This is a genomic window from Pseudonocardia sp. EV170527-09 (assembly GCF_008369905.1).
Lineage (GTDB): Bacteria > Actinomycetota > Actinomycetes > Mycobacteriales > Pseudonocardiaceae > Pseudonocardia.
In genome coordinates this window covers 1-18104 of record NZ_VRMC01000107.1, presented here as the reverse complement: position 1 = coordinate 18104, position 18104 = coordinate 1, and the positions used below count along the sequence as shown (strand labels likewise).

At 74.8% G+C, this 18104-nt stretch carries 16 protein-coding genes and 1 pseudogene; 3 read left to right on the top strand and 14 right to left on the bottom strand.

The annotated features are described in order from the left end of the window. Positions 1-179 precede the first annotated feature (179 nt). Positions 180-1046 (bottom strand): helix-turn-helix transcriptional regulator, encoded by an 867-nt coding sequence (locus tag FVA95_RS24525; protein ID WP_149666253.1) that lies wholly within the window; start codon positions 1044-1046, stop codon positions 180-182. A 113-nt stretch (positions 1047-1159) separates the two neighbouring features. Next, positions 1160-1846 carry a thioredoxin domain-containing protein gene (locus FVA95_RS24520; protein WP_149666252.1) on the bottom strand — a complete coding sequence of 229 codons (687 nt, stop codon included), beginning with the start codon at positions 1844-1846 and terminating at the stop codon, positions 1160-1162. Positions 1847-1995: 149 nt separating this feature from the next. On the opposite strand from FVA95_RS24520, the gene FVA95_RS24515 reads away from it, so the two are divergent. Together FVA95_RS24515 and FVA95_RS24510 are read left to right on the top strand one after the other, a co-directional pair. After that, on the top strand, positions 1996-4296 hold the full coding sequence (locus FVA95_RS24515) for a cation-translocating P-type ATPase (RefSeq protein WP_240051707.1): 2301 nt from the start codon (positions 1996-1998) through the stop codon (positions 4294-4296). Positions 4297-4439: 143 nt separating this feature from the next. Beyond that, positions 4440-5336 carry a helix-turn-helix transcriptional regulator gene (locus tag FVA95_RS24510; RefSeq protein ID WP_149666251.1) on the top strand — a complete coding sequence of 299 codons (897 nt, stop codon included), beginning with the start codon at positions 4440-4442 and terminating at the stop codon, positions 5334-5336. 7 nt (positions 5337-5343) lie between these two features. Here the strand turns inward: FVA95_RS24510 and FVA95_RS24505 are convergent, their stop codons facing one another. From FVA95_RS24505 to FVA95_RS24450, 12 genes and pseudogenes are all read right to left on the bottom strand, one after another. Next, entirely contained in the window at positions 5344-6525 is a 1182-nt protein-coding gene (locus FVA95_RS24505) for an MFS transporter (RefSeq protein ID WP_240051706.1), read from the bottom strand. A gap of 85 nt (positions 6526-6610) precedes the next feature. Beyond that, on the bottom strand, positions 6611-7270 hold the full coding sequence (locus FVA95_RS24500) for a hypothetical protein (protein ID WP_149666250.1): 660 nt from the start codon (positions 7268-7270) through the stop codon (positions 6611-6613). Positions 7271-7272: 2 nt separating this feature from the next. Continuing rightward, entirely contained in the window at positions 7273-9309 is a 2037-nt protein-coding gene (locus FVA95_RS24495; RefSeq protein WP_149666249.1) for a cytochrome c oxidase assembly protein, read from the bottom strand. A gap of 105 nt (positions 9310-9414) precedes the next feature. Continuing rightward, entirely contained in the window at positions 9415-11025 is a 1611-nt protein-coding gene (locus FVA95_RS24490; RefSeq protein ID WP_149666248.1) for a serine/threonine-protein kinase, read from the bottom strand. 156 nt (positions 11026-11181) lie between these two features. Then, entirely contained in the window at positions 11182-12465 is a 1284-nt protein-coding gene (locus FVA95_RS24485; RefSeq protein ID WP_149666247.1) for a geranylgeranyl reductase family protein, read from the bottom strand. A gap of 51 nt (positions 12466-12516) precedes the next feature. Beyond that, a complete protein-coding gene (locus FVA95_RS24480; protein WP_149666246.1) occupies positions 12517-12885 on the bottom strand; it encodes a PH domain-containing protein in 369 nt (122 codons plus the stop codon). Further along, on the bottom strand, positions 12882-13322 hold the full coding sequence (locus tag FVA95_RS24475; RefSeq protein ID WP_060713671.1) for a hypothetical protein: 441 nt from the start codon (positions 13320-13322) through the stop codon (positions 12882-12884). The genes FVA95_RS24480 and FVA95_RS24475 overlap by 4 nt, the downstream gene beginning before the upstream one ends. Then, entirely contained in the window at positions 13306-14562 is a 1257-nt protein-coding gene (locus FVA95_RS24470; RefSeq protein WP_149666245.1) for a molybdopterin-dependent oxidoreductase, read from the bottom strand. Before FVA95_RS24470 ends, FVA95_RS24475 begins: the two co-directional genes overlap by 17 nt. A 5-nt stretch (positions 14563-14567) precedes the next feature. After that, positions 14568-15191: a methyltransferase domain-containing protein gene (locus FVA95_RS24465; protein ID WP_240051705.1), complete on the bottom strand. Its 624-nt coding sequence runs from the start codon at positions 15189-15191 to the stop codon at positions 14568-14570. Then, positions 15188-15877, bottom strand: a pseudogene (locus FVA95_RS24460) (DUF2064 domain-containing protein). The gene FVA95_RS24465 and the pseudogene FVA95_RS24460 overlap by 4 nt, the downstream one beginning before the upstream one ends. Then, complete coding sequence (locus tag FVA95_RS24455; RefSeq protein ID WP_149666243.1) at positions 15874-16521, bottom strand: glycosyltransferase family 2 protein; 648 nt, start codon at positions 16519-16521, stop codon at positions 15874-15876. Before FVA95_RS24455 ends, FVA95_RS24460 begins: the two are co-directional and overlap by 4 nt. 77 nt (positions 16522-16598) lie before the next feature. Continuing rightward, positions 16599-17657, bottom strand: a complete 1059-nt coding sequence (locus FVA95_RS24450) for an NAD-dependent epimerase/dehydratase family protein (RefSeq protein WP_149666242.1) — start codon at positions 17655-17657, stop codon at positions 16599-16601. Between the two features lie 130 nt (positions 17658-17787). On the opposite strand from FVA95_RS24450, the gene FVA95_RS24445 reads away from it, so the two are divergent. Further along, on the top strand, positions 17788-18104 hold a 317-nt coding region (locus tag FVA95_RS24445; protein WP_149664620.1), incomplete at its 3' end, for a leucine zipper domain-containing protein.

Sequence of the window (18104 nt, the reverse complement as noted above, 5' to 3'; positions counted from 1 at the left end):
CGACGACGAGTTGAGCGAGCCGCAGCCGGGCGCGCGGGGTCAGGGCGGCGTTAGCGTGGGACACGAAGGCCTCCGGTGGGTGAAGCGGTTCCTAGACAGCTCCACTTCACAACCGGAGGCCTTCGTCTGTCAGCCAGACTCACCGCCCCCGGACGGGACAACCTCCCTGGACATCACAGCTAGGACCGCCCCGCGAACCGTCGCTCCAGCATCGCGCGGCTCTCGTCGGGGGACATGGCCCGGTCGAGGAGCCGCCGCCAGATCTGCCGGTAGTCGGCGACGGCCTGCGGGGTGTCGACGAAGACGTCGTTCTCCGTGCCCTCGACGTTGACCATCGGCCAGTCCGTCTCGGGACGGCGTGGTGTGAAGACGGAGAACGTGCTGGTCGCGCTCGTCCAGCCGGCGTGGAACGGCAGGATCTGCAGCGTGACGTTGGGCTGGTCGCCCCGGCGGATCAGCTCGCCGATCTGCGCCCGCAGCACCTCCTCGTCGGCGCACCGGTGCAGCGCGACCTCGTCGAGGAGGACGTGGAGCTCCAGGGGCGGTGCCTCGGCCCGGTCGGGCTCGATCACGTTCTGCCTGCCGAGGCGGATCCCCACCATGCGCTCGATCTCGCTCCGGGCCCGACCGGCGAACACCTCGGTCAGGAGCAACCTCGCGTAGTCCTCGGTCTGCAGGAGACCGGAGATCGGGATGCTGAACGTCTCCTTGGCCCGGGACTCCGCCTCCAGCGAGATGAGCATGTCCAGGTCGACGCCCGACGGTGCGGGACCGAAGGGCTCCCACCAGCCCGGAGCCTTCGCGTCGTTCGCCCATCCCAGGATCCGTTCGCGTTCGGCGTCGGATGCCTCGTAGATGTCCAGCAGGTCGCGGACGTCACGGAACTTCGGCTCCACCTGTCCCGTCTCGATGCGGGACAGCTTGGAGGGCGAGACATCGAGGAGCTTCGCGATCTCGGAGAGCTGCCGGTGGCGCCCCGTGCGGAGCTGCTTGAGGGCCCAGCCCAGTCGTTTGCGGATGACGAGTGGGCCGTGGGCCGCGGTCATGACCACGCGTCCTCCGGTGGCTCCTGCCGATGGTCGCCCACGATGCTACTGCGGGTGCAATTGCAGACCGGGATGGCGCGTCCGGTCCGCCGCCGGGGGCCGGACCTGCGTGGTCAGCCCGCGGCGACCGCCTGCGCGACGGCCTGCGGGGTCGCGTCGACCGGGGTGCCGTCGACCTTCACGGTCGGGGTGCCGGACACACCGTCGCGCAGCGCCTGCTGGGTGATCTGGGTGACCCAGGGCGCGTAGCGCTGGTCGTCGACGCACTGGGCGAAGTCGCCGCCCGCGCCGACCTTCTGCCCGAGCGCGACCAGCTGCTCGTTCGGGAGCCCGGCGCCGCCCTCGGCGGGCTGGTTGTCGTAGAGCTCCTTCTCGAACTGCGGGAACACCCCCGCTGCGGCCGCGCACCCCGCCGCGGCGCCCGAACGGGTCGAGTACCGGGTCGACGAGGCGCGGTCCAGGATGGCGATGGGGTGGTAGACGATCTTCGCCTGGCCGGAGGAGACGAGCTGGTCGAGGGTCTGCCCGGCCTGTGCCTCGAACTGCTTGCAGATCGGGCACTGGAAGTCGAGGTAGATGTCGATCGTCTTCGGGGCCGCCTCGTTGCCGACGGTCACGCCCTGCGCGGACGCGTTGGCCGGGACCGCGATCCCGCCGCCGGAGTTCTTCCAGTAGACGCCGACACCGACGACCGCCGCGAAGGCCACGACGACGATCACTGCGATCACCGTGAACTGCGACGGTCCCTTCTTCGCGGTGAGCGGGTTCTTCGCCGCCGCCTTCCGCTTCCCGGTGGCCATCAGGGTCTCCTCCTCGGATGTCCGCGTGCCCCACTCCCGACGACCAGTTGTACGCCCTCTCGTCCCGCAACGGTTCGGCGGGGCGCCGGTCCGCCGCAGGTCAGGGGCCCGGGTGGCGGATCTTCGATCGCGTGTAGAACCATGGGGTCGTGAGTACCGACAGCGCCGTGGACCGGTCCGCACCGGATACGGACGTCCGTACGGTCGAACTCAAGATCGACGGCATGACCTGCGCCGCCTGCGTCGGCCGCGTCGAGCGCAAGCTCGGCAGGCTCGACGGCGTCGACGCGACCGTCAACCTCGCGACCGAGCGCGCGCTGGTCCGGTACCCGTCGGCCACCCCGGTCTCCACCCTGGTCGAGACGGTCCGCAAGGCCGGGTACGGCGCCACCGAGATCCGCCCCACCGACACCGGTGACGAGGCCACCTCCGACGACACCGCGCTGCGCCGGCTGCGGACCAGGATGGCCGTCGCGCTCATCCTGTTCATCCCGCTGGCCGACCTGTCGCTGGCGATGTCGCTGGTGCCGTCGCTGCACTTCCCGTACTGGCAGTGGGTGGTCGTGGCGCTCGCGCTGCCCGTCGTCGGCTGGGCGGCGTGGCCGTTCCACCGCACCGCGGTGCTGAACCTGCGCCACGGGACGACGTCGATGGACACCCTCGTCTCGCTCGGCGTCATCTCGGCCTCGGCCTGGTCGCTGGGGGAGATGGCCTTCCTCGACACCCGGCAGACCCTGACCGGGTGGGACGCGGTGCTGCACCCCTCCGGGCCGCTCTACCTCGAGGTCGCCGCCGGGGTGACGACGTTCGTGCTGGCCGGGCGGTACTTCGAGGCCCGCGCCCGCCGTACCGCCGGGCGGGTCATGCGCTCGCTCGCCGCGCTGGAGACCGACGAGGTCACCGTCCTGTCCGGGGGTGCGGAGTCCCGCGTCCCGGTGCGACGCCTGCGGGTCGGCGACCGTTTCCTGGTGCGGCCGGGCGAGCGGGTCGCCGCCGACGGCGTCGTCGAGACCGGGCGGGCCGCCGTCGACACCAGCGCGATGACCGGCGAGCCGGTCCCGGTCGAGGTCGGGCCGGGCGACGCCGTCACCGGCGGCACGATCGCCTCGGGCGGGCGGCTGGTCGTCGTCGCCGAGCAGGTCGGGGCCGACACCCGCCTCGCGCGGATGATCGCGGCCGTCGAGCGGGCACAGACCGAGAAGTCCGCGACGCAGCGGCTGGTCGACCGGGTGTCGTCGGTGTTCGTGCCGGTGGTCCTGGCGCTGGCGCTGCTCACCCTCGGGGGCTGGCTGCTGGCCGGCGCGGGGTGGGCCGGGGCGCTGGCCCCCGCGATCGCCGTCGTGATCATCGCCTGCCCGTGTGCGCTGGGGCTGGCGACGCCGACCGCGCTGATGGTCGCGACCGGCCGCGGCGCCGAGCTGGGCATCTTCGTGAAGGGGCACCGGGCTCTGGAGACCACCCGGGCCGCCGACACGGTCGTGCTCGACAAGACCGGCACGCTGACGACCGGGCGGATGGCCGTGGTCGAGGTCGCGGCCGTCCCGGGTGGCGACGCGGCGCAGCTGCTGGCCCGCGCCGCCGCCGTCGAGAGCGGGTCCGAGCACGCCATCGCCGTCGCGATCCGGGCCCACGCCGGTCCGGACGTCCCGGCGGTGGAGGAGTTCGTCGCGCTGCCCGGGCTCGGCGCCCGCGGCACCGTCGACGGCCGCCCCGTCACCGTCGGGCGGCCTCCCGAGGACACCGGTGCGCTCGCCGGGCGGCTCGCGGAGTGGGAGGCGGCGGGGCACACCGTCGTCGCCGTGCACGTCGACGAGGCTCTCGCCGGGCTGATCGCGCTGGCCGACCCGGTGAAGGAGTCCGCGCCGGTGGCCGTCGCCGAGCTGGTCGCGATGGGGCTGCGCCCGGTGCTGCTGACCGGTGACCGGCCCGCCGCCGCGCACGCCGTCGCCGCCGCCTGTGGGATCACCGAGGTCGTCGCCGGCGCGCTGCCCGACGGCAAGGTCGACCACATCCGTGCGCTGCAGGCCCAGGGCCGCACCGTCGCGATGGTCGGCGACGGGGTGAACGACGCCGCCGCGCTCGTCGCCGCGGACCTGGGCATCGCCGTGGGCTCGGGCACCGACGTCGCCCTGGAGGCCGCCGACGTCGTGCTCGTGCGCGACGACCTGCGCGTGCTCCCGGCGACCGTCGAGCTGGCCCGCGCCACGATGGGCACCATCCGCGGGAACCTGTGGTGGGCGTTCGGCTACAACACCGCGGCGATCCCCGTCGCGATGGCGGGGCTGCTGAACCCCCTGCTGGCCGGGGCCGCGATGGCGCTCTCGTCGTTCCTGGTGGTCACCAACAGCCTGCGGCTGCGGAAGGCCGCGAGCTGGGCCGACGGGGCGCTGGGCGGGTCACGCACCCCGGTCGGCGAGGAGAACACCGACTACGTCGAGGCGCGGGACTGACTCCCGTCCGGGGCCGTCGGTGGGGGCTTTCCGCATCCGGTCCGCAGGACGAGCGTCCACTCCCGTGAACAGCTACCGAGGTGGTCCCGCACCGCGGCCGTGACGAGCTGCTGCGCACCGACCGGAATAGCAGGTCGGGCAGCGTGGCTGAGCACGGTGTGACCGCACCTCTACCCGATGCGATCGACTCCCGTCTCGACCGGATGCTCGCCGGCATGGAGTGGGAGCTGCGCCGGTCCCGCCGATCCCGGGTGACCGACGGCGCCGTGTCCACGGTGCTCCGCGACACCGCCGGGTTCGTGTTCCTGCACGACGGCCGCGCCGCGGTCCGGGCGGCGGCCGATCGCGGCTGGACCCCGGTCGCGGCGGGCGACCTCGTCCTGGTCCCGCGGCACGCCGACCTGACCGTCCGCGGCGACGGCGGCGCCGAGGCCACCGTCGTGGAGCTGACCCGGCCCCCGGCCGGGCGGCCCGACGAGGGCCCGCTCCCGGACGCGGTGGTCGCCCGGTCGTTCGGGGCCGCCGAGCCGGGCATGGCGGCCCTGGTCCGCGGCATGGCGTGCGGGTGGAGCACCGTCGGCGGGGCGGTCCGCAGCGGCGACACGGTGATCTGCTCGCGGATCGCGACCACGATCGCGGTGACCGCGGTGCGCATGTGGGTCGAACAGCAGCCCTGCTGCGCGGACCGGTGGCTGTCCTCCGCGCTGGACCCGCGCATCGGGCGGGCCCTGCGCGCGGTGCACGCCGACCTCACCCGCGCCTGGACGGTGGCCGACATGGCCCGGGAGGCGACCATGTCCCGGGCCGCCTTCGCCGAACGCTTCACCGAGCTGGTCGGGCGCAGCCCCGCCGGGTACCTGACCGCCGTCCGGGTCGGGTCGGGGCGGGAGCTGCTCGCCGACGACACGGCCACCGTCGCGGAGGTCGCGCACCGGGTCGGCTACCGCTCCGAGCTGGGGTTCGCCCGCGCCTTCCGGCGGGAAGCCGGCATGTCGCCGTCCCAGTGGCGCGCCTCGGCCCGGTCGGTCCGGGCCCGCTGAACCCGGCCTACGACCGGCTCGGCTCCTGCGGCGCGGACCCGAACGCCAGCCCACCCACCGTCGCCACCACGGCCGCCGCCGCCAGCGTGACGCGGACCCCGACGCCGTCGACGAGCAGCCCGCCGACGACGGCGCCGACGGTGATGCCGAGCTGGAAGCCCGCGACGAGCAGCCCGCCGCCCGCCTCCATCCGGTCCGGCACCACCCGGGCCATCCACGTCGACACGACCGTCAGCCAGGCACCGAACGACAGCCCCCACACCGCGACACCCGCGACGACGACCGGCAGGACCGCCGGGAACGTCGCCACCGACGCGACCCCGGCGGCCAGCACCAGCGGGACGGCGTACCGCACCAGCCGCAGGTACCGGTCCACCAGCATCCCGACGACGAGGTTGCCCACCACCCCGCCGGCGCCGAACACCGCGAGCAGCACGGCCACCCCGCCCGCGTCGAGCCCCGGGACGGTCCCCAGCGCGGGCCGGACGTAGGTGAACGCGGCGAAGTGCCCCAGGACGGTCAGTACGTGACCGGCCAGCCCACGCGGCATCCCGGGGGCGCGCAGCGTGTCGACCAGCGGGCGCAGCCCGTCGGCGGCGTCCGGCGCGACCGGGGGCAGCACGGTGCGGATCGTGAGCGCGGTCAGCGCGGACAGGACCGCGACACCGACGAACACGGCCTGCCACCCCGCCAGCGCACCGAGGTAGACGGCCACCGGCACCCCGGCGACCGTCGCGAGGGTGGTGCCGGTGTTGACCAGCATCATCGACCGTCCGAGCCGGCCCGGCGTGCTCAGCCGGAACGCCACCGCCAGCGACATCGCCCAGAACCCGCCGATCGCCGCACCCAGCAGGAGCCGGGCGGCCAGCAGCACGACGAAGCTCGGCGCGATCGCGACCAGCAGGTTCGACACCGCGGCGGCCGCCGCGAGCACGGTCAGCAGGGCGCGGCGGTCGACCCGCGGGAGCAGGGCGCCGATCGTCGGGGCGACGAGGAGCCCGACGAACGCCGTCGCCGACACCGCCTGGCCCGCCTGCCCCTCGGTGATGCCGAGCGTGGTGGCCATCGGGGTGAGCAGACCGGGCGGGAGGAACTCCGCGAGGACCAGGACGAAGCTCGTGAGGGCCATGACACCGACGGCGCCCCAGGCGGTGCGGTCCGGACGGGTGGAGGTGGATGTGTCGGTCACGCTGTCAGCCTTCGCCGTGGTGCGGCCGGGTACCCGTCCGATCGTCCGGTGTGACAGACCGGTCGTCCGGATCGGGGCCCGTTGGTCAGAGCACGGGTTGCACCGGCAGCTCCCCGTGCGCCGCGAACGAGGTGGCGACGACGTGGCCCGCCGCGCCGAGGTCGAGGAGCCGGGGCGGCGGGCCGCCGTCGGTGACGTGCCGTCGCCTCGGGTGACGGCCGGGCACCACGTCCGCGGTGACCCCGGCCTCGGTGAGCAGCCGGGCGATGCCGTCGATGAGGCCGCGCGGCCCCCGCGCGAGCAGGCCCCGACCACCCGCCAGGTGCGCGGGGAGGTCGTCGAGCCGGTGGAAGCACTCCGACGGCGGGTACCAGCCGCCGGTCTCGGACTCGACCAGGACGCGGAGCCGGTACGCCAGCAGCTCCGGCTCCGGCGGCGCACCGCGGACGTACACCGAGTCCGAGATCTCGGTGTGCAGGCGGAGCACCGGGTGCTCGTCGTGGAGCTCGACGTGCGTGACGTCCGGCCCCGGGGTGCCGGCGAGCTCCCAGCCGAGGACGCCGTCGGCGTCGATCCGGACGTGCGTCCACGCCAGCTCCTCGACGTCCTCCTGCCATGGCTGGTCGAGGACGAGGTCGACGGACAGCCGCTCGCCCCCGATCCGCACGGCACCGACCCGTGCCTCGACCTGGTACTCCTCGACGACCGTCCCGAGCAGCTCCAGGTCGAGCGGCTGCTCCGCCACGCTCACCCGCCCCGCCGCATCTGCTCCAGCATCGCGTTGTACGCCTTCAGCTCCGCGTCGTCGTCCCGCTCGGCCTGCCGGTCCTTGCGGGCGGCCTCCCGGGAGTCGTCGCGCGACCACTGCACCACGAGTGTGACCATCACCAGCAGCATCGGGATCTCACCGGTCGCCCAGGCGATCCCGCCGCCGGTGCGCTGGTCGTCGAGCAGGTCCACCCAGGGCAGCCCGACCTGGCGGTAGAAGTTCTCCCCGAGCACCGTGGAGGAGCTCATCACCGCCACGCCGAAGAACGCGTGGAACGGCATCGTCGCGAGCATGACGGCCAGCCGCCCCAGGTGCGGCAGCCGGTGCGGGGCGGCGTCGACGCCGATCAGCGGCCAGAAGAACAGGTAGCCGACCAGCACGAAGTGCAGGTTCATCAGCTGGTGGGTCCAGTGGAACCGCAGCGCCCCGTCGAACAGCGGGGTGAAGTACAGGACGTAGAACGAGCCGACGAACAGCACCGCCGCGAACGCCGGGTGCGTCACGACCTTCGCGACGCGCGAGTGCACCGCCGCGAGCAGCCACTCCCGCGGGCCGGGCGGGTTGCCGCGGCCCGCCGGGCGCAGCACCCGCAGCGCGAGCGTGACCGCGCCGCCGAGGCTCAGCAGGATCGGCGCGAGCATGTTCAGCGTCATGTGGCTGATCATGTGGACGCTGAACATGGACGGGGAGTAGAAGCCCAGCCCCGACGACGTCGCCAGCAGCAGCGTCGCGCAGCCCAGCAGCCAGGCGACGGTGCGCCCGACCGGCCACGTCACCCCGCGGGCCGCCAGCCGTCGCACGGCGGCCAGGTACAGCCAGGCGAGCACCAGCGCGCCGGTGCCGAACAGCAGGTTCCAGCGCCAGTCGACGAGCACCGCGAGCGCCGAGAACGGCCGGGTGATGTCCCAGCCGATCAGGGTCTGCAGAGCCGAGTCGTCGGCGACGACGAACCGCGGCGGAACCAGCCGGATGCTCGCGATACCCAGCGTCGCCACCGTCGCCCCCAGCACCGCGACGACCGGCAGCAACCGGCCCGGCACCGGTCCGGCCGGGTCGGCGACGAGCCCGCGGACGAACAGCGCGGTCAGCGGGACCAGGGCCGCGAGCAGCACCGCGACGACGACGGCGACCCGCACGTAGGGCGACCCGCCGAGCGGCCCGGCGTCGGTCACCACCAGCTGGAAGACGACCTCACCGACCAGGTACACGACCCCGCCGACCGCGAGCAGGCCGCGGACCCGGCCCGCGGTCCGTCCCTCGACGACGCCGCCGTGGGCGCGGAACGCGACCAGTGCGGCGACCAGTCCCAGCCAGGCGGTGCCGGCGACGGCGCGCAGCACGTTCGCGTCGCCGCTCCAGTCGTGCCCGGCCCCGGTCGCGGCGGGGTGCACCGCGGCGGGCACCGCCATCGCGCATGCGGCGAGCAGCCCGAGCGCGGCGGCGGCCTTCCAGCTCAGCGAGAACGCCGACCCGAGGGCGACCAGCAGCAGCAGGGCACCGGCGAGCGCCCAGCCCAGCGGCTCCTCGATCGTCGCGGCGGCGCCGAGCCACCCGAACGGGCCCACCGACGCCAGGACGCCGGGGGAGTTGCCGGTCATGTCGGCCACCGACAGCCAGCCCGCGGCGATCGCCGACACCCCGGCGACGGTGGCGGCCAGGGTGCCCCGGCGCAGCGCGCGGTAGCCGTGGACGTCGACCGTCCCGGACGTCTGCGGGGCCGCGACCAGCCCGCCGACCAGCAGCGACCCGGCGGCGAGCGCGGTGGCGGCCACGGCCAGGACCTTCGCGACGACCGTCGCCGCCTTCAGACCCGGCTCGGGCACCGGCAGCCCGCTCTGCCGCCAGAAGCCGTCGTCGCCGATCGAGACGGCGACCGCGGCACCGGCGAACAGCAGCACCAGGGCGACCGTGAGCGCGGTCAGGAGGGCCCGGCGGTCCTGCCGCGCCGGCACCGCCGGTGCGGGCTGCACACCGCCGGCCGCGTCGGTCGTCGCCTGCTCCGTGCTCGCGCTCACCGAGAACTCCTCCGCAGGTGGTCACCGGGCACCGACCGCGCCCGTGTCACCTCCGATGGTCCCCGTCCGGCCCGGCGCGCGCCGCACCGGGTCGGACGGGACACGTCAGTTCCCGGTGATCCCGGACCACCAGCGCTGGATCGCCTCCCAGAAGCCCTGCGCGTCCTGCCCGATCTGGCCCGGGTCGGGCAGGTTCGAGGGCAGCGACGGCAACGACGGCAGCTCGGTCGGCAGCGACGGCAGGTTCGACGGGAGCGACGGCAGGTTCGCCGGCAGACCCGGGATGTTGCTGGGGATCTGGATGCCGCCGCCGTTCTCGCTGGTCGGGGCCTCGGTCGTCTCGGTCGTCGTCTCGGTGGTGGGCGGTGCGCTCGTCTCGGTGGTCGGCGGCGCCTGGGTGCCGGAGTCGTCGTTGCCGAACAGCAGGAACCCGAGCAGCAGCACCAGCAGCGCGACGACGAGTGCGCCGATCGCGATCCACTTCCCGATCCCCGACGAGCCGAGGTCTCGCGGCTCGGGTTCCGGCTCCGGTGCGACGACCGGTGTCGCGACGGCAGTCGGCTCGGCCAGGATCTCGGCGACGCGACGGGCGTCCGGGCGCCGCGCCGGGTCGGTGGCGGTGGACTGCGCGATCGCCGTCCGCAGCGGCTCGGGCACGTCCGCGGGCACGACCGGGGCGCGGTTCACGCGCTCGGCGGCGCCCTGGAGTCCCTGTCCCTGGTACTCCTGCCGCCCGGTCCAGGCCTCCAGCAGCACGAGGCCGAGCGCGTACACGTCGGTCGGCGGTCCGACCGGGCGGCCCTGGACCTGCTCCGGCGACAGGTACGCCGGTGTCCCGATGATCTCGCCGGCCGCGGTGTGGCCGTCGGCCCCGAGCAGGGCGGCGATGCCGAAGTCGGCGAGCCGGGCCCGGCCGTCGGAGTCGATCAGGATGTTCGACGGCTTGACGTCGCGGTGCGTGACGCCCTGGGAGTGGACGTAGGCCAGGGTCTGGGCGACCTCGGCGCCGATCCGCCGGATGTCCTCGGGCGGCAGGTCCTCGGACGCGATGACGTCCTTGAGCGTCGGCCCGTCGACGAGCTCCATCACCAGGTAGGCGCGGTCGGCCTCGACGGCGAAGTCGTGCACGGCGACCAGCCCCGGGTGGCGCAGGTTCGCCATGACCTGCGCCTCCTGTTCGAAACGCTGGTCGGCACTCGGGTCGTCGGCCGCACCGAAGATCTTCACCGCGACCGGCCGGTTGAGCCGGGTGTCGGTGGCCCGGTGGACGTCGGACATCCCGCCCTGGCCGATCAGCCCCTCCAGCCGGTACCGGCCGCCGAGCAGCTCGGGCTCGGTGATGGGGGCGGGCATCATCCGGGTCACGTCCGGGCGCGACGGCCGCGGGGCGCTGTAGGCCGCGGTCGGCGGGGCACCGAGGTGGTGGGTCGGGGCCTCGCCGGGCCCGAGGCGTCGGGTGCCGTCCGCGGGGCCACCGGGACCGCCGGAGCCCGGACGGCCGGGGCCGGGGGGCGGGCCGACCCGGCGGGTGGCGTCCGGGGCGTTGCTGCGGGTGGCCGGGTCCTCGTCGGCGCGCCGCGGTGCGGGCCGGGACCCGCCGACGCGACGGGTGGGGTCGGGCGCGGGACCGCTCGGCGGCCGCTGCCGGCGGTTCCCCGTCCGCCACGGGTCGGACGCGTCCCTGCGGGTGCGCTCCGGATCGTCGCCGCGGGTCACGGGCCCTCCCGGTCTGCTGGTGCGGCCGGACCGCGGGCGCGCGCACCGGCCGTCCGCCGTCGCGGCGGACCTCCTGGCGGGACCGTACCGTCCGGAACCGGTCACCCGGGTGGACGGCGCGCCATCACCACCCGGTGATCCTGCGCCGCGGGGCGGTCAGCGCGCCGCGACCGGTGTGCGCAGGTCGGCGGCGGGGAACGGGGGCCGGTCGTCGAGGCGGACCGACAGCTTCCCGGCGGCTCGCCAGACGCGGGCGGTGAGGTCGCGGTCGGCGTCGGTGACGAGGTTGCCCATCACCCGCAGCGCCACCGTCATCAGTGCCCGCGACCGCATCCCGACCGGCCCGGCCAGCGGCAGCAGCCGGGGGATCGTGATCAGCCCGGCGAGCCTGCGGGCGATGGAGAACGCCAGGCCGTAGTGCGAGCGCAGGGTCGCGGGCCAGGCGCGGTCCAGGTCCGCGCCCGAGGCGAGCAGCTCTGCGACCAGGCGTCCGGTCTCCAGGCCGTAGTCGATGCCCTCGCCGTTGAGCGGGTTCACGCAGCCCGCCGCGTCGCCGACCAGTGCCCAGTTCGGCCCGGCGACGCCGGACACCGCCCCGCCCATCGGCAGCAGCGCGGAGCGGACCAGCTCGACCTTCGGTCCGAGCTCCCACTCGGCGCGGCGCGCGTTCGCGTAGTGGTCGATCAGGCCGCGCAGCTTGATGTTGGCCGGGCGCCGGTCGGTGGCGAGCGTGCCGACACCGATGTTGACCCGGCCGTCGTTCAGCGGGAACAGCCAGCCGTACCCGGCCAGGACCTCGTCGGCCGCGCCACGCAGCTCCAGGTGCGAGCTGATCCACGGGTCGTCGTGCCGGCCGGAGGTGACGTAGCCGCGGGCGGCGACGCCGTAGGCGGTGTCCTGGTGCCACTCGCGGCCCAGCACCCGCCCGAGCGTGGAGCGCGCGCCGTCGGCGACGACGAGCCTGCGGCACCGGACGGAGCGGCCGTCCTCGAACACCACGGAGTCGACCCGGCCCCCGGAGAACGTCACGTCGACGGCCTTGGCGTCCTCCATCGGGGTCGCGCCGGCCTCCAGCGCGACCCGGCGGATGCCCGCGTCGAGCTCGGTGCGCGGGATCGCCGAGCCGTGCGCCGGCAGCGATCCGCCCGGCCACGGCAGCTCCAGGACCTGCCCGAACCCGTGCGCGCGCAGCCCCCGGTTGGTGCCGTGGGAGTCCACCCAGGCACCGAGGCCCAGGTGCCCCAGCTCGGCGATCGCGCGCGGGGTCAGCCCGTCACCGCAGGCCTTGTCCCGGGGGAAGGTCGCGGAGTCGGCGAGGACGACGTCGAGGCCGTGCCGCGCCGCCCATGCCGCCGTCGCCGACCCGGCCGGCCCCGCCCCGACGACGAGCACGTCGGTGGGGTCCGGGGTGGTGGCGGGCGGGACGGGACCGGTGCTCATGACCACAGTGTCGCAACCCGGCCGGGCGACCGCCGCCGAGCGTGCCCCCGGTCACGACCGGGTCAGGTGCCAGAGGATCACGTCGTGGGCGTGGCGGGCCTTGTCGTCGCCGCGGAAGGCGACCTCGTGCACGGCCGTCCCGACGGTGACCGCGATCTGGCTCGAGCTCGCGAACCGGCCCAGCAGGTTCCGGTCGGCGACGAAGGAGACCGAGGAGATCCGGCCGTAGGGGATCGAGGTGATCGCCGTGCGCTTGCCGACGAAGGAGTTGTCCTGCAGGACCACCCGCAGGTCGGTCAGACCGAGGAATCCGGTGCCGGCGCCGCTCGCGTCGTAGACGGCGATGATCCGCTCGCCCTCCAGCAGGCCGGTGGCGACCTTGTCGAGCTGGTCGCGCTTGTCGAAGACGGGTTCGCTCATGCCCTCGATACTGCCCGGCGGGCGAGCAGTGTCCGCACCGTCCAGACCAGCGCGGAGACGGCGAACAGCACGACGGTCAGCCACACCCACCGCATCCGGTACGGCTCCTGGTCGAGCCCGGTCGCGTTCAGGGTGCTCAGCGCGCCCTGCCCGATGATCCCGGGCAGGAACATCAGCAGCGCGAGCCCCGAGCCGAGCACCGGGATCCGGACGTGGTTGACCAGCGGTACCCGGGTGCGGGGCAGCGTGAGCAGCAGCAGCCGGTCCCCGGCGGCGTAGAGCGGGAACAGCACGAGGTCGTGCAGCAGGACCGCGCCGGCGAACCACCAGGCCATCCGGACCAGGTCCGGGGACCCGGAGACGATCGCGTACGCCGCCCATCCGGCGAGCGCGAAGCAGCCGAGGGCGGCGAGCAGGCGGCTACCGGAGAGCAGCACGGGAGAATCCGATCGTCGCGACCCACTTGGTGTTGTGCACCCCGGGCAGCGCCGGGACGATCAGCCGCGCCGGGTACCCGTGGTCGGGCGACAGGTCGGCGCCGTTGACCCGCAGGGCGAGCAGGGAGTCCGGCGACAGCGTCTGGGCGCGGTTGAGCAGTGACCGGGAGAACGGGCTCCCCACCTCGACCGACCGCACCTCCGCGGTCGCCGGGTCGGTCACCCCTGCCGCGCGGGCCAGGTCGGTCAGCCGTACGCCCGTCCACACCTGGGAGGTCGACCAGCCCTCGACGCAGGCGAGCGGCAGTTCCGCGGTGTGCTGGGGCAGTGCGGCCAGCGCCGCGCGGTCGAGCACCACCGGTGTCGCGCCGCCGGTCAGGGTCAGCGTCCAGGCGCTGCCGACCGCGGCCGGGGCGATCCCGGAGGCGACGAACGTGCGGTTGACCGGGAAGTCGTTCGGCCCGCCCCGCTCGGTGCTGCCGGGCGCCGTCGTCCGGCCCCGGGGCAGCAGCAGCGCGGTCGACCGGAGCTGGTCGGTGAACTGTCCGACGGTCAGCGCCGCGACGAACAGCATCCCGCCGCCGACCAGGGCGATCGCGCCGCGCCGCGACATCGTCGGCGGGTCCGGGTCCGGCGCGACGAGCGGGTGCGCCGCCGGCTCGGGACGGGTGTCGGCGAGCGGCGTCGCGAGCTCGGCGCGCAGCGACCGGCTCCGCAGCGAGCGGACCATCGTCGGGAGCTTCGTGACCACGTGCAGCGCGAACGAGGCCAGGAACACCCAGGCCGCGGCGTAGTGGCCGTCGTAGAAGGAGAAGGAGAAGCCGAAGACGTAGTCGTACTGGACGTTCAGCAGGCCGGTGACGATGAGGAACAGGATCGAACCGACCAGGAGCACCAGTGACAGCCGTTCCAGCAGCTTCACCGGGTTCCGCTCGGGCGCGGTGAACAGCTTCGGGATGACCGACCACAGCTTCGCCAGGACCAGCGGCACCAGCACGATGCCGAGTCCGACGTGCAGTCCCTCGGTCAGCCGGAACAGCCAGGCCGGCGACACCGGCCAGTCCACCCAGGGCAGCTGCAGCCCGCCGACGGCGTCGGCGGCCGGGATCGCCTGCTCCCGGCCGTAGGCGAGCCGGTCGAGGAGCCCGGTGAACGCGACGACCGGCAGCCCCACCAGCAGCGGGAGGGCGAACATCGAGGTCAGCCAGGGTCCCCGGATCGGGCTGCGCCATCGCATCATGCGTCTCACGATCGGGTCAGCTCCAGGAACACTCTGGTGCCGAGGTGCACGTCGGTCACGCGCAGACCGGCGCGGCCGGCGGTCACTGCGAGGGGGACCGCGCCCTGCACCGCCCACGGTATCGGTTCGCCCGCCCCGCCGCCGCACAGGACACGGGCGGTGCCGCGCCAGGCGTGCTCGGGACGCGGGTCGGCTTCCACCAGCACCGTCCCACCACGGGTGAGCAGCCGCGCGGCGCGGGTGAGCAGGGCGGCCGGGTCGCCGCCGATGCCGATGTTGCCGTCGGCGAGCAGCACATGGGACCAGCTGCTCTCACCGGGCAGCGGGCCGAACAGGTCGGCCTGGACCATCGGGACGCCCCGGCGGTGGCAGAGCACCCGGGAGACCGCGGAGCCGTCGACGCCGAGGGCGGCGATCCCACGCGCGGCGAGCGCGACGAGCAGCCGGCCGGGTCCGCAGCCGAGGTCGACGGTGGGGCCGGTGCAGTGGCGGACCAGCCAGTCGTCGCAGCCACCGGCCGCGTCGGCCCAGCGGTCGACGTCCAGGGCGATCTCGGTGCCGTCGTCGCAGAGCAGGCGCGTGGGTGCGCCGGACAGCGGCATGTCGAAGCCTTCGGCGGTCACGGTCACGCCGACACCTCCGGACATCGCAGGGTCAGTTCGGCGACGGCGCGGGCGAAGCGGCTGCCCGGGACCTGCGCGGCGACGGCGACGGCCTCCGCGGCCGTGTCGACATCGGTCAGCGGCTCGGCGAGGACCACCCGCAGCCCGGCGGCCCGCAGCGCGTCCAGCGTCCGGTCGCCGGTCTCGGCGGTCGACATCGGCACGCCGTGCAGCGCGGCGGCGGCGAGCGGGTCGCGCAGTCCCAGCACTCACCACCCGCCGTCGTTCGCGGGGCCCAGGACGGCGTCCACGCCCGGTTCGGTGAGCCGGTCCGCACAGCGGGACAGCAGCGCGGTCGACGCCTGCGGGGTGTCCATCCCGACCTGCAGGGTCGGGCGGCCGGGGTGGCGCGCGAGGGCGTCTGCGTGCGCGGCGGCGATCCGCGCGGCCAGCCCGTCCCCCCGCTGCGCGACGACGCCGAGCCCGTCCAGCGCGGCCGCCAGCTCGGCGGCACCGGTGGCGGCGGTCCGGTTCCCGGTCAACGCGACGACGGTGTCGCCGGGCACCCCGGCGGCGGCGTCGAGGGTGTCGAGCAACGCCGCCGAGGCGATCGCCGCGGCGAGCTCCGGCGTCGCGGGCGGGCACAGCCGGGTCTTGACCCGGCCCGGCTCGGGGGCCTTCGCGAGGACGACGGTGGTCACGGAGCCGGTCATCGCAGCAGCCGGATCATGTCGCGCCCGGCCCGGACGGTGCCCGTGACGGAGCCGGAGACCTTGGACCGCCCGCCGGCGCGGCGGGAGTAGGCGACCGGGATCTCGTCGAACCGCCAGCCCGCGCGCCCCGCCCGCAGCAGCAGCTCCAGCGGGTAGCCGAACGCCCGGTCCTCGATCTGCAGGTCCAGCAGTGCCTGCCGGCGCGCGACCCGGATCGGGGCGATGTCGTGCACCGGGACCCCGCGGGCGCGCAGCATCCCGGCGATCACCGCGTTCGCCGCGCGGGCGTGCCAGGGCCACACACCGACCGTGTCCGGCACCCGCCGTCCGACGGCGATGTCGGCACGGCCGGACGCGACGGTCTCGGCCATGCCGGGCAGCACGTCGGCGTCGAGGGAGCCGTCGCCGTCGAGGAAGGCCACGAGCTCACCGGTGGCCGCCTCCAGCCCGGCGTGGACGGCGGCGCCGTAGCCGCGTCGCGGTTCGACGACCACGCGCGCTCCGTGCCCGCGCGCGACCGCGGCGGTGTCGTCGGTCGACCCGTTGTCGACGACGATCACCGGCCAGTCGTCGGGCATCCGCTTCAGGACATACGGCAGCGCCTCCGCCTCGTCGAGGCACGGCAGCACGATCTCCGGGTGCACGTCGCGATCCTCACCTCTCTGCCGGACCACCGCCCGCCGAATGCGGGACGGTCCGCAGGAGGTTCGGACGACGTCCCTCAGCGGTTCGGAGCGATCGGTGAACGGAGCGGGTCGGTCGCGAAGGCGGTCACCCCGTCGGTGAAGCTGGTCCGGGCGCGGAAGCCCAGCCGGGAGGCGGCGTAGGCCGGGTCGGCGACGACGTGGCGCACGTCGCCGGGCCGGGCGCCGCCGACGATCTCGGGCTCGGGGCCGTCCATCGCGCGGGCCAGCTCGGCGGCGAGGTCACCGATGGTGTGCGGCTCGCCGGAGCAGACGTTCGCGGCGCCGAAACCGGTCGGCTCCGGATCGGCGACGAGTGCGGCCGCGTTGGCCGCGGCGACGTCGGTGACGTGGACGAAGTCCCGGCGCTGCCGGCCGTCCTCCATCACCCGCGGCGCCTCACCCCGCTCCAGCGAGGACCGGAAGATCGACGCGACGCCCGCGTAGGGGGTGTCGCGGGGCATCCGAGGTCCGTACACGTTGTGGTAGCGCAGCGACCACACGGTGCCGCCGGTCTGGCGGGCCCAGGCGCTCGCGAGGTGCTCCTGGGCGAGCTTGGTCGCGGCGTAGGTGCTGCGCGGGTCGACCGGCGCGGACTCCGGGACGAGGCCGGACTCGAGGTCCTTGCCGCACTCCGGGCAGCGGGGCTCGTAGCGGCCGGCCTCGATGTCGTCGAGCGCGCGCGGCCCGGGCCGGACGACGCCGTGGTCGGCACAGTCGTAGCGGCCCTCGCCGTAGACGACCATCGACCCGGCCAGCACGAGCCGGCCCACCTTCGCGGCGTGCATCTGCGCCAGCAGCACCGCGGTGCCGAAGTCGTTGTGGGAGGCGTAGTCGGGGGCGTCGGCGGGGGAGACGCCGTGCCCGACCATCGCGGCCTGGTGGCAGACGGCGTCCATCCCCGGCAGGAGCCGGGACAGGGTCTCGCCGTCGCGGACGTCGCCGCGGACCAGCTCGTGGTCCAGCTCCGGGGCCTCGCCGCCGTGGGCCTGCGGCAGCAGCGCGTCGAGCAGGACGACCTCGTGGCCGTCGGCGACGAAGCGGTCGGCGACGTGGGACCCGATGAATCCGGCACCGCCGGTGACGAGAACACGCATGTCCGCAGACGCTAGGTGTGATGTCCAGGGAGGTTGTCCCGTCCGGGGGCGGTGAGTCTGGCTGACAGACGAAGGCCTCCGGTTGTGAAGTGGAGCTGTCGAGGAACCGCTTCACCCACCGGAGGCCTTCGTGTCCCACGCTAACGCCGCTCTGACCCCGCGCGCCCGGCTGCGGCTCGCTCAACTCGTCGTCGAGCACGGCTGGACCCACACCGCGGCCGCGACAATGTTCATGGTCTCCGCGCGGACCGCCAAGAAGTGGTCCGACCGCTACCGGGCCGAGGGGCCGGCGGGGATGGCCGACCGCAGCTCACGGCCGAGGTCCTCACCGACGAAGACCCGTGTCGGTCTGGTGCGGCGAATCGTACGGCTGCGCTGGCGGCACCGGCTGGGCCCGGTCCAGATCGCCGGGCGCCTGGGCATGGCCGCCTCGACCGTGCACGCGGT

Bases quoted from the DNA above. Each gene is read 5' to 3' on its own strand.
- FVA95_RS24525 (WP_149666253.1), bottom strand. From the start codon at position 1,046: ATGACCGCGGCCCACGGCCCACTCGTCATCCGCAAACGACTGGGCTGG.
- FVA95_RS24520 (WP_149666252.1), bottom strand. From the start codon at position 1,846: ATGGCCACCGGGAAGCGGAAGGCGGCGGCGAAGAACCCGCTCACCGCG.
- FVA95_RS24485 (WP_149666247.1), bottom strand. From the start codon at position 12,465: ATGAGCACCGGTCCCGTCCCGCCCGCCACCACCCCGGACCCCACCGAC.
- FVA95_RS24480 (WP_149666246.1), bottom strand. From the start codon at position 12,885: ATGAGCGAACCCGTCTTCGACAAGCGCGACCAGCTCGACAAGGTCGCC.
- FVA95_RS24470 (WP_149666245.1), bottom strand. From the start codon at position 14,562: ATGATGCGATGGCGCAGCCCGATCCGGGGACCCTGGCTGACCTCGATG.
- FVA95_RS24450 (WP_149666242.1), bottom strand. From the start codon at position 17,657: ATGCGTGTTCTCGTCACCGGCGGTGCCGGATTCATCGGGTCCCACGTC.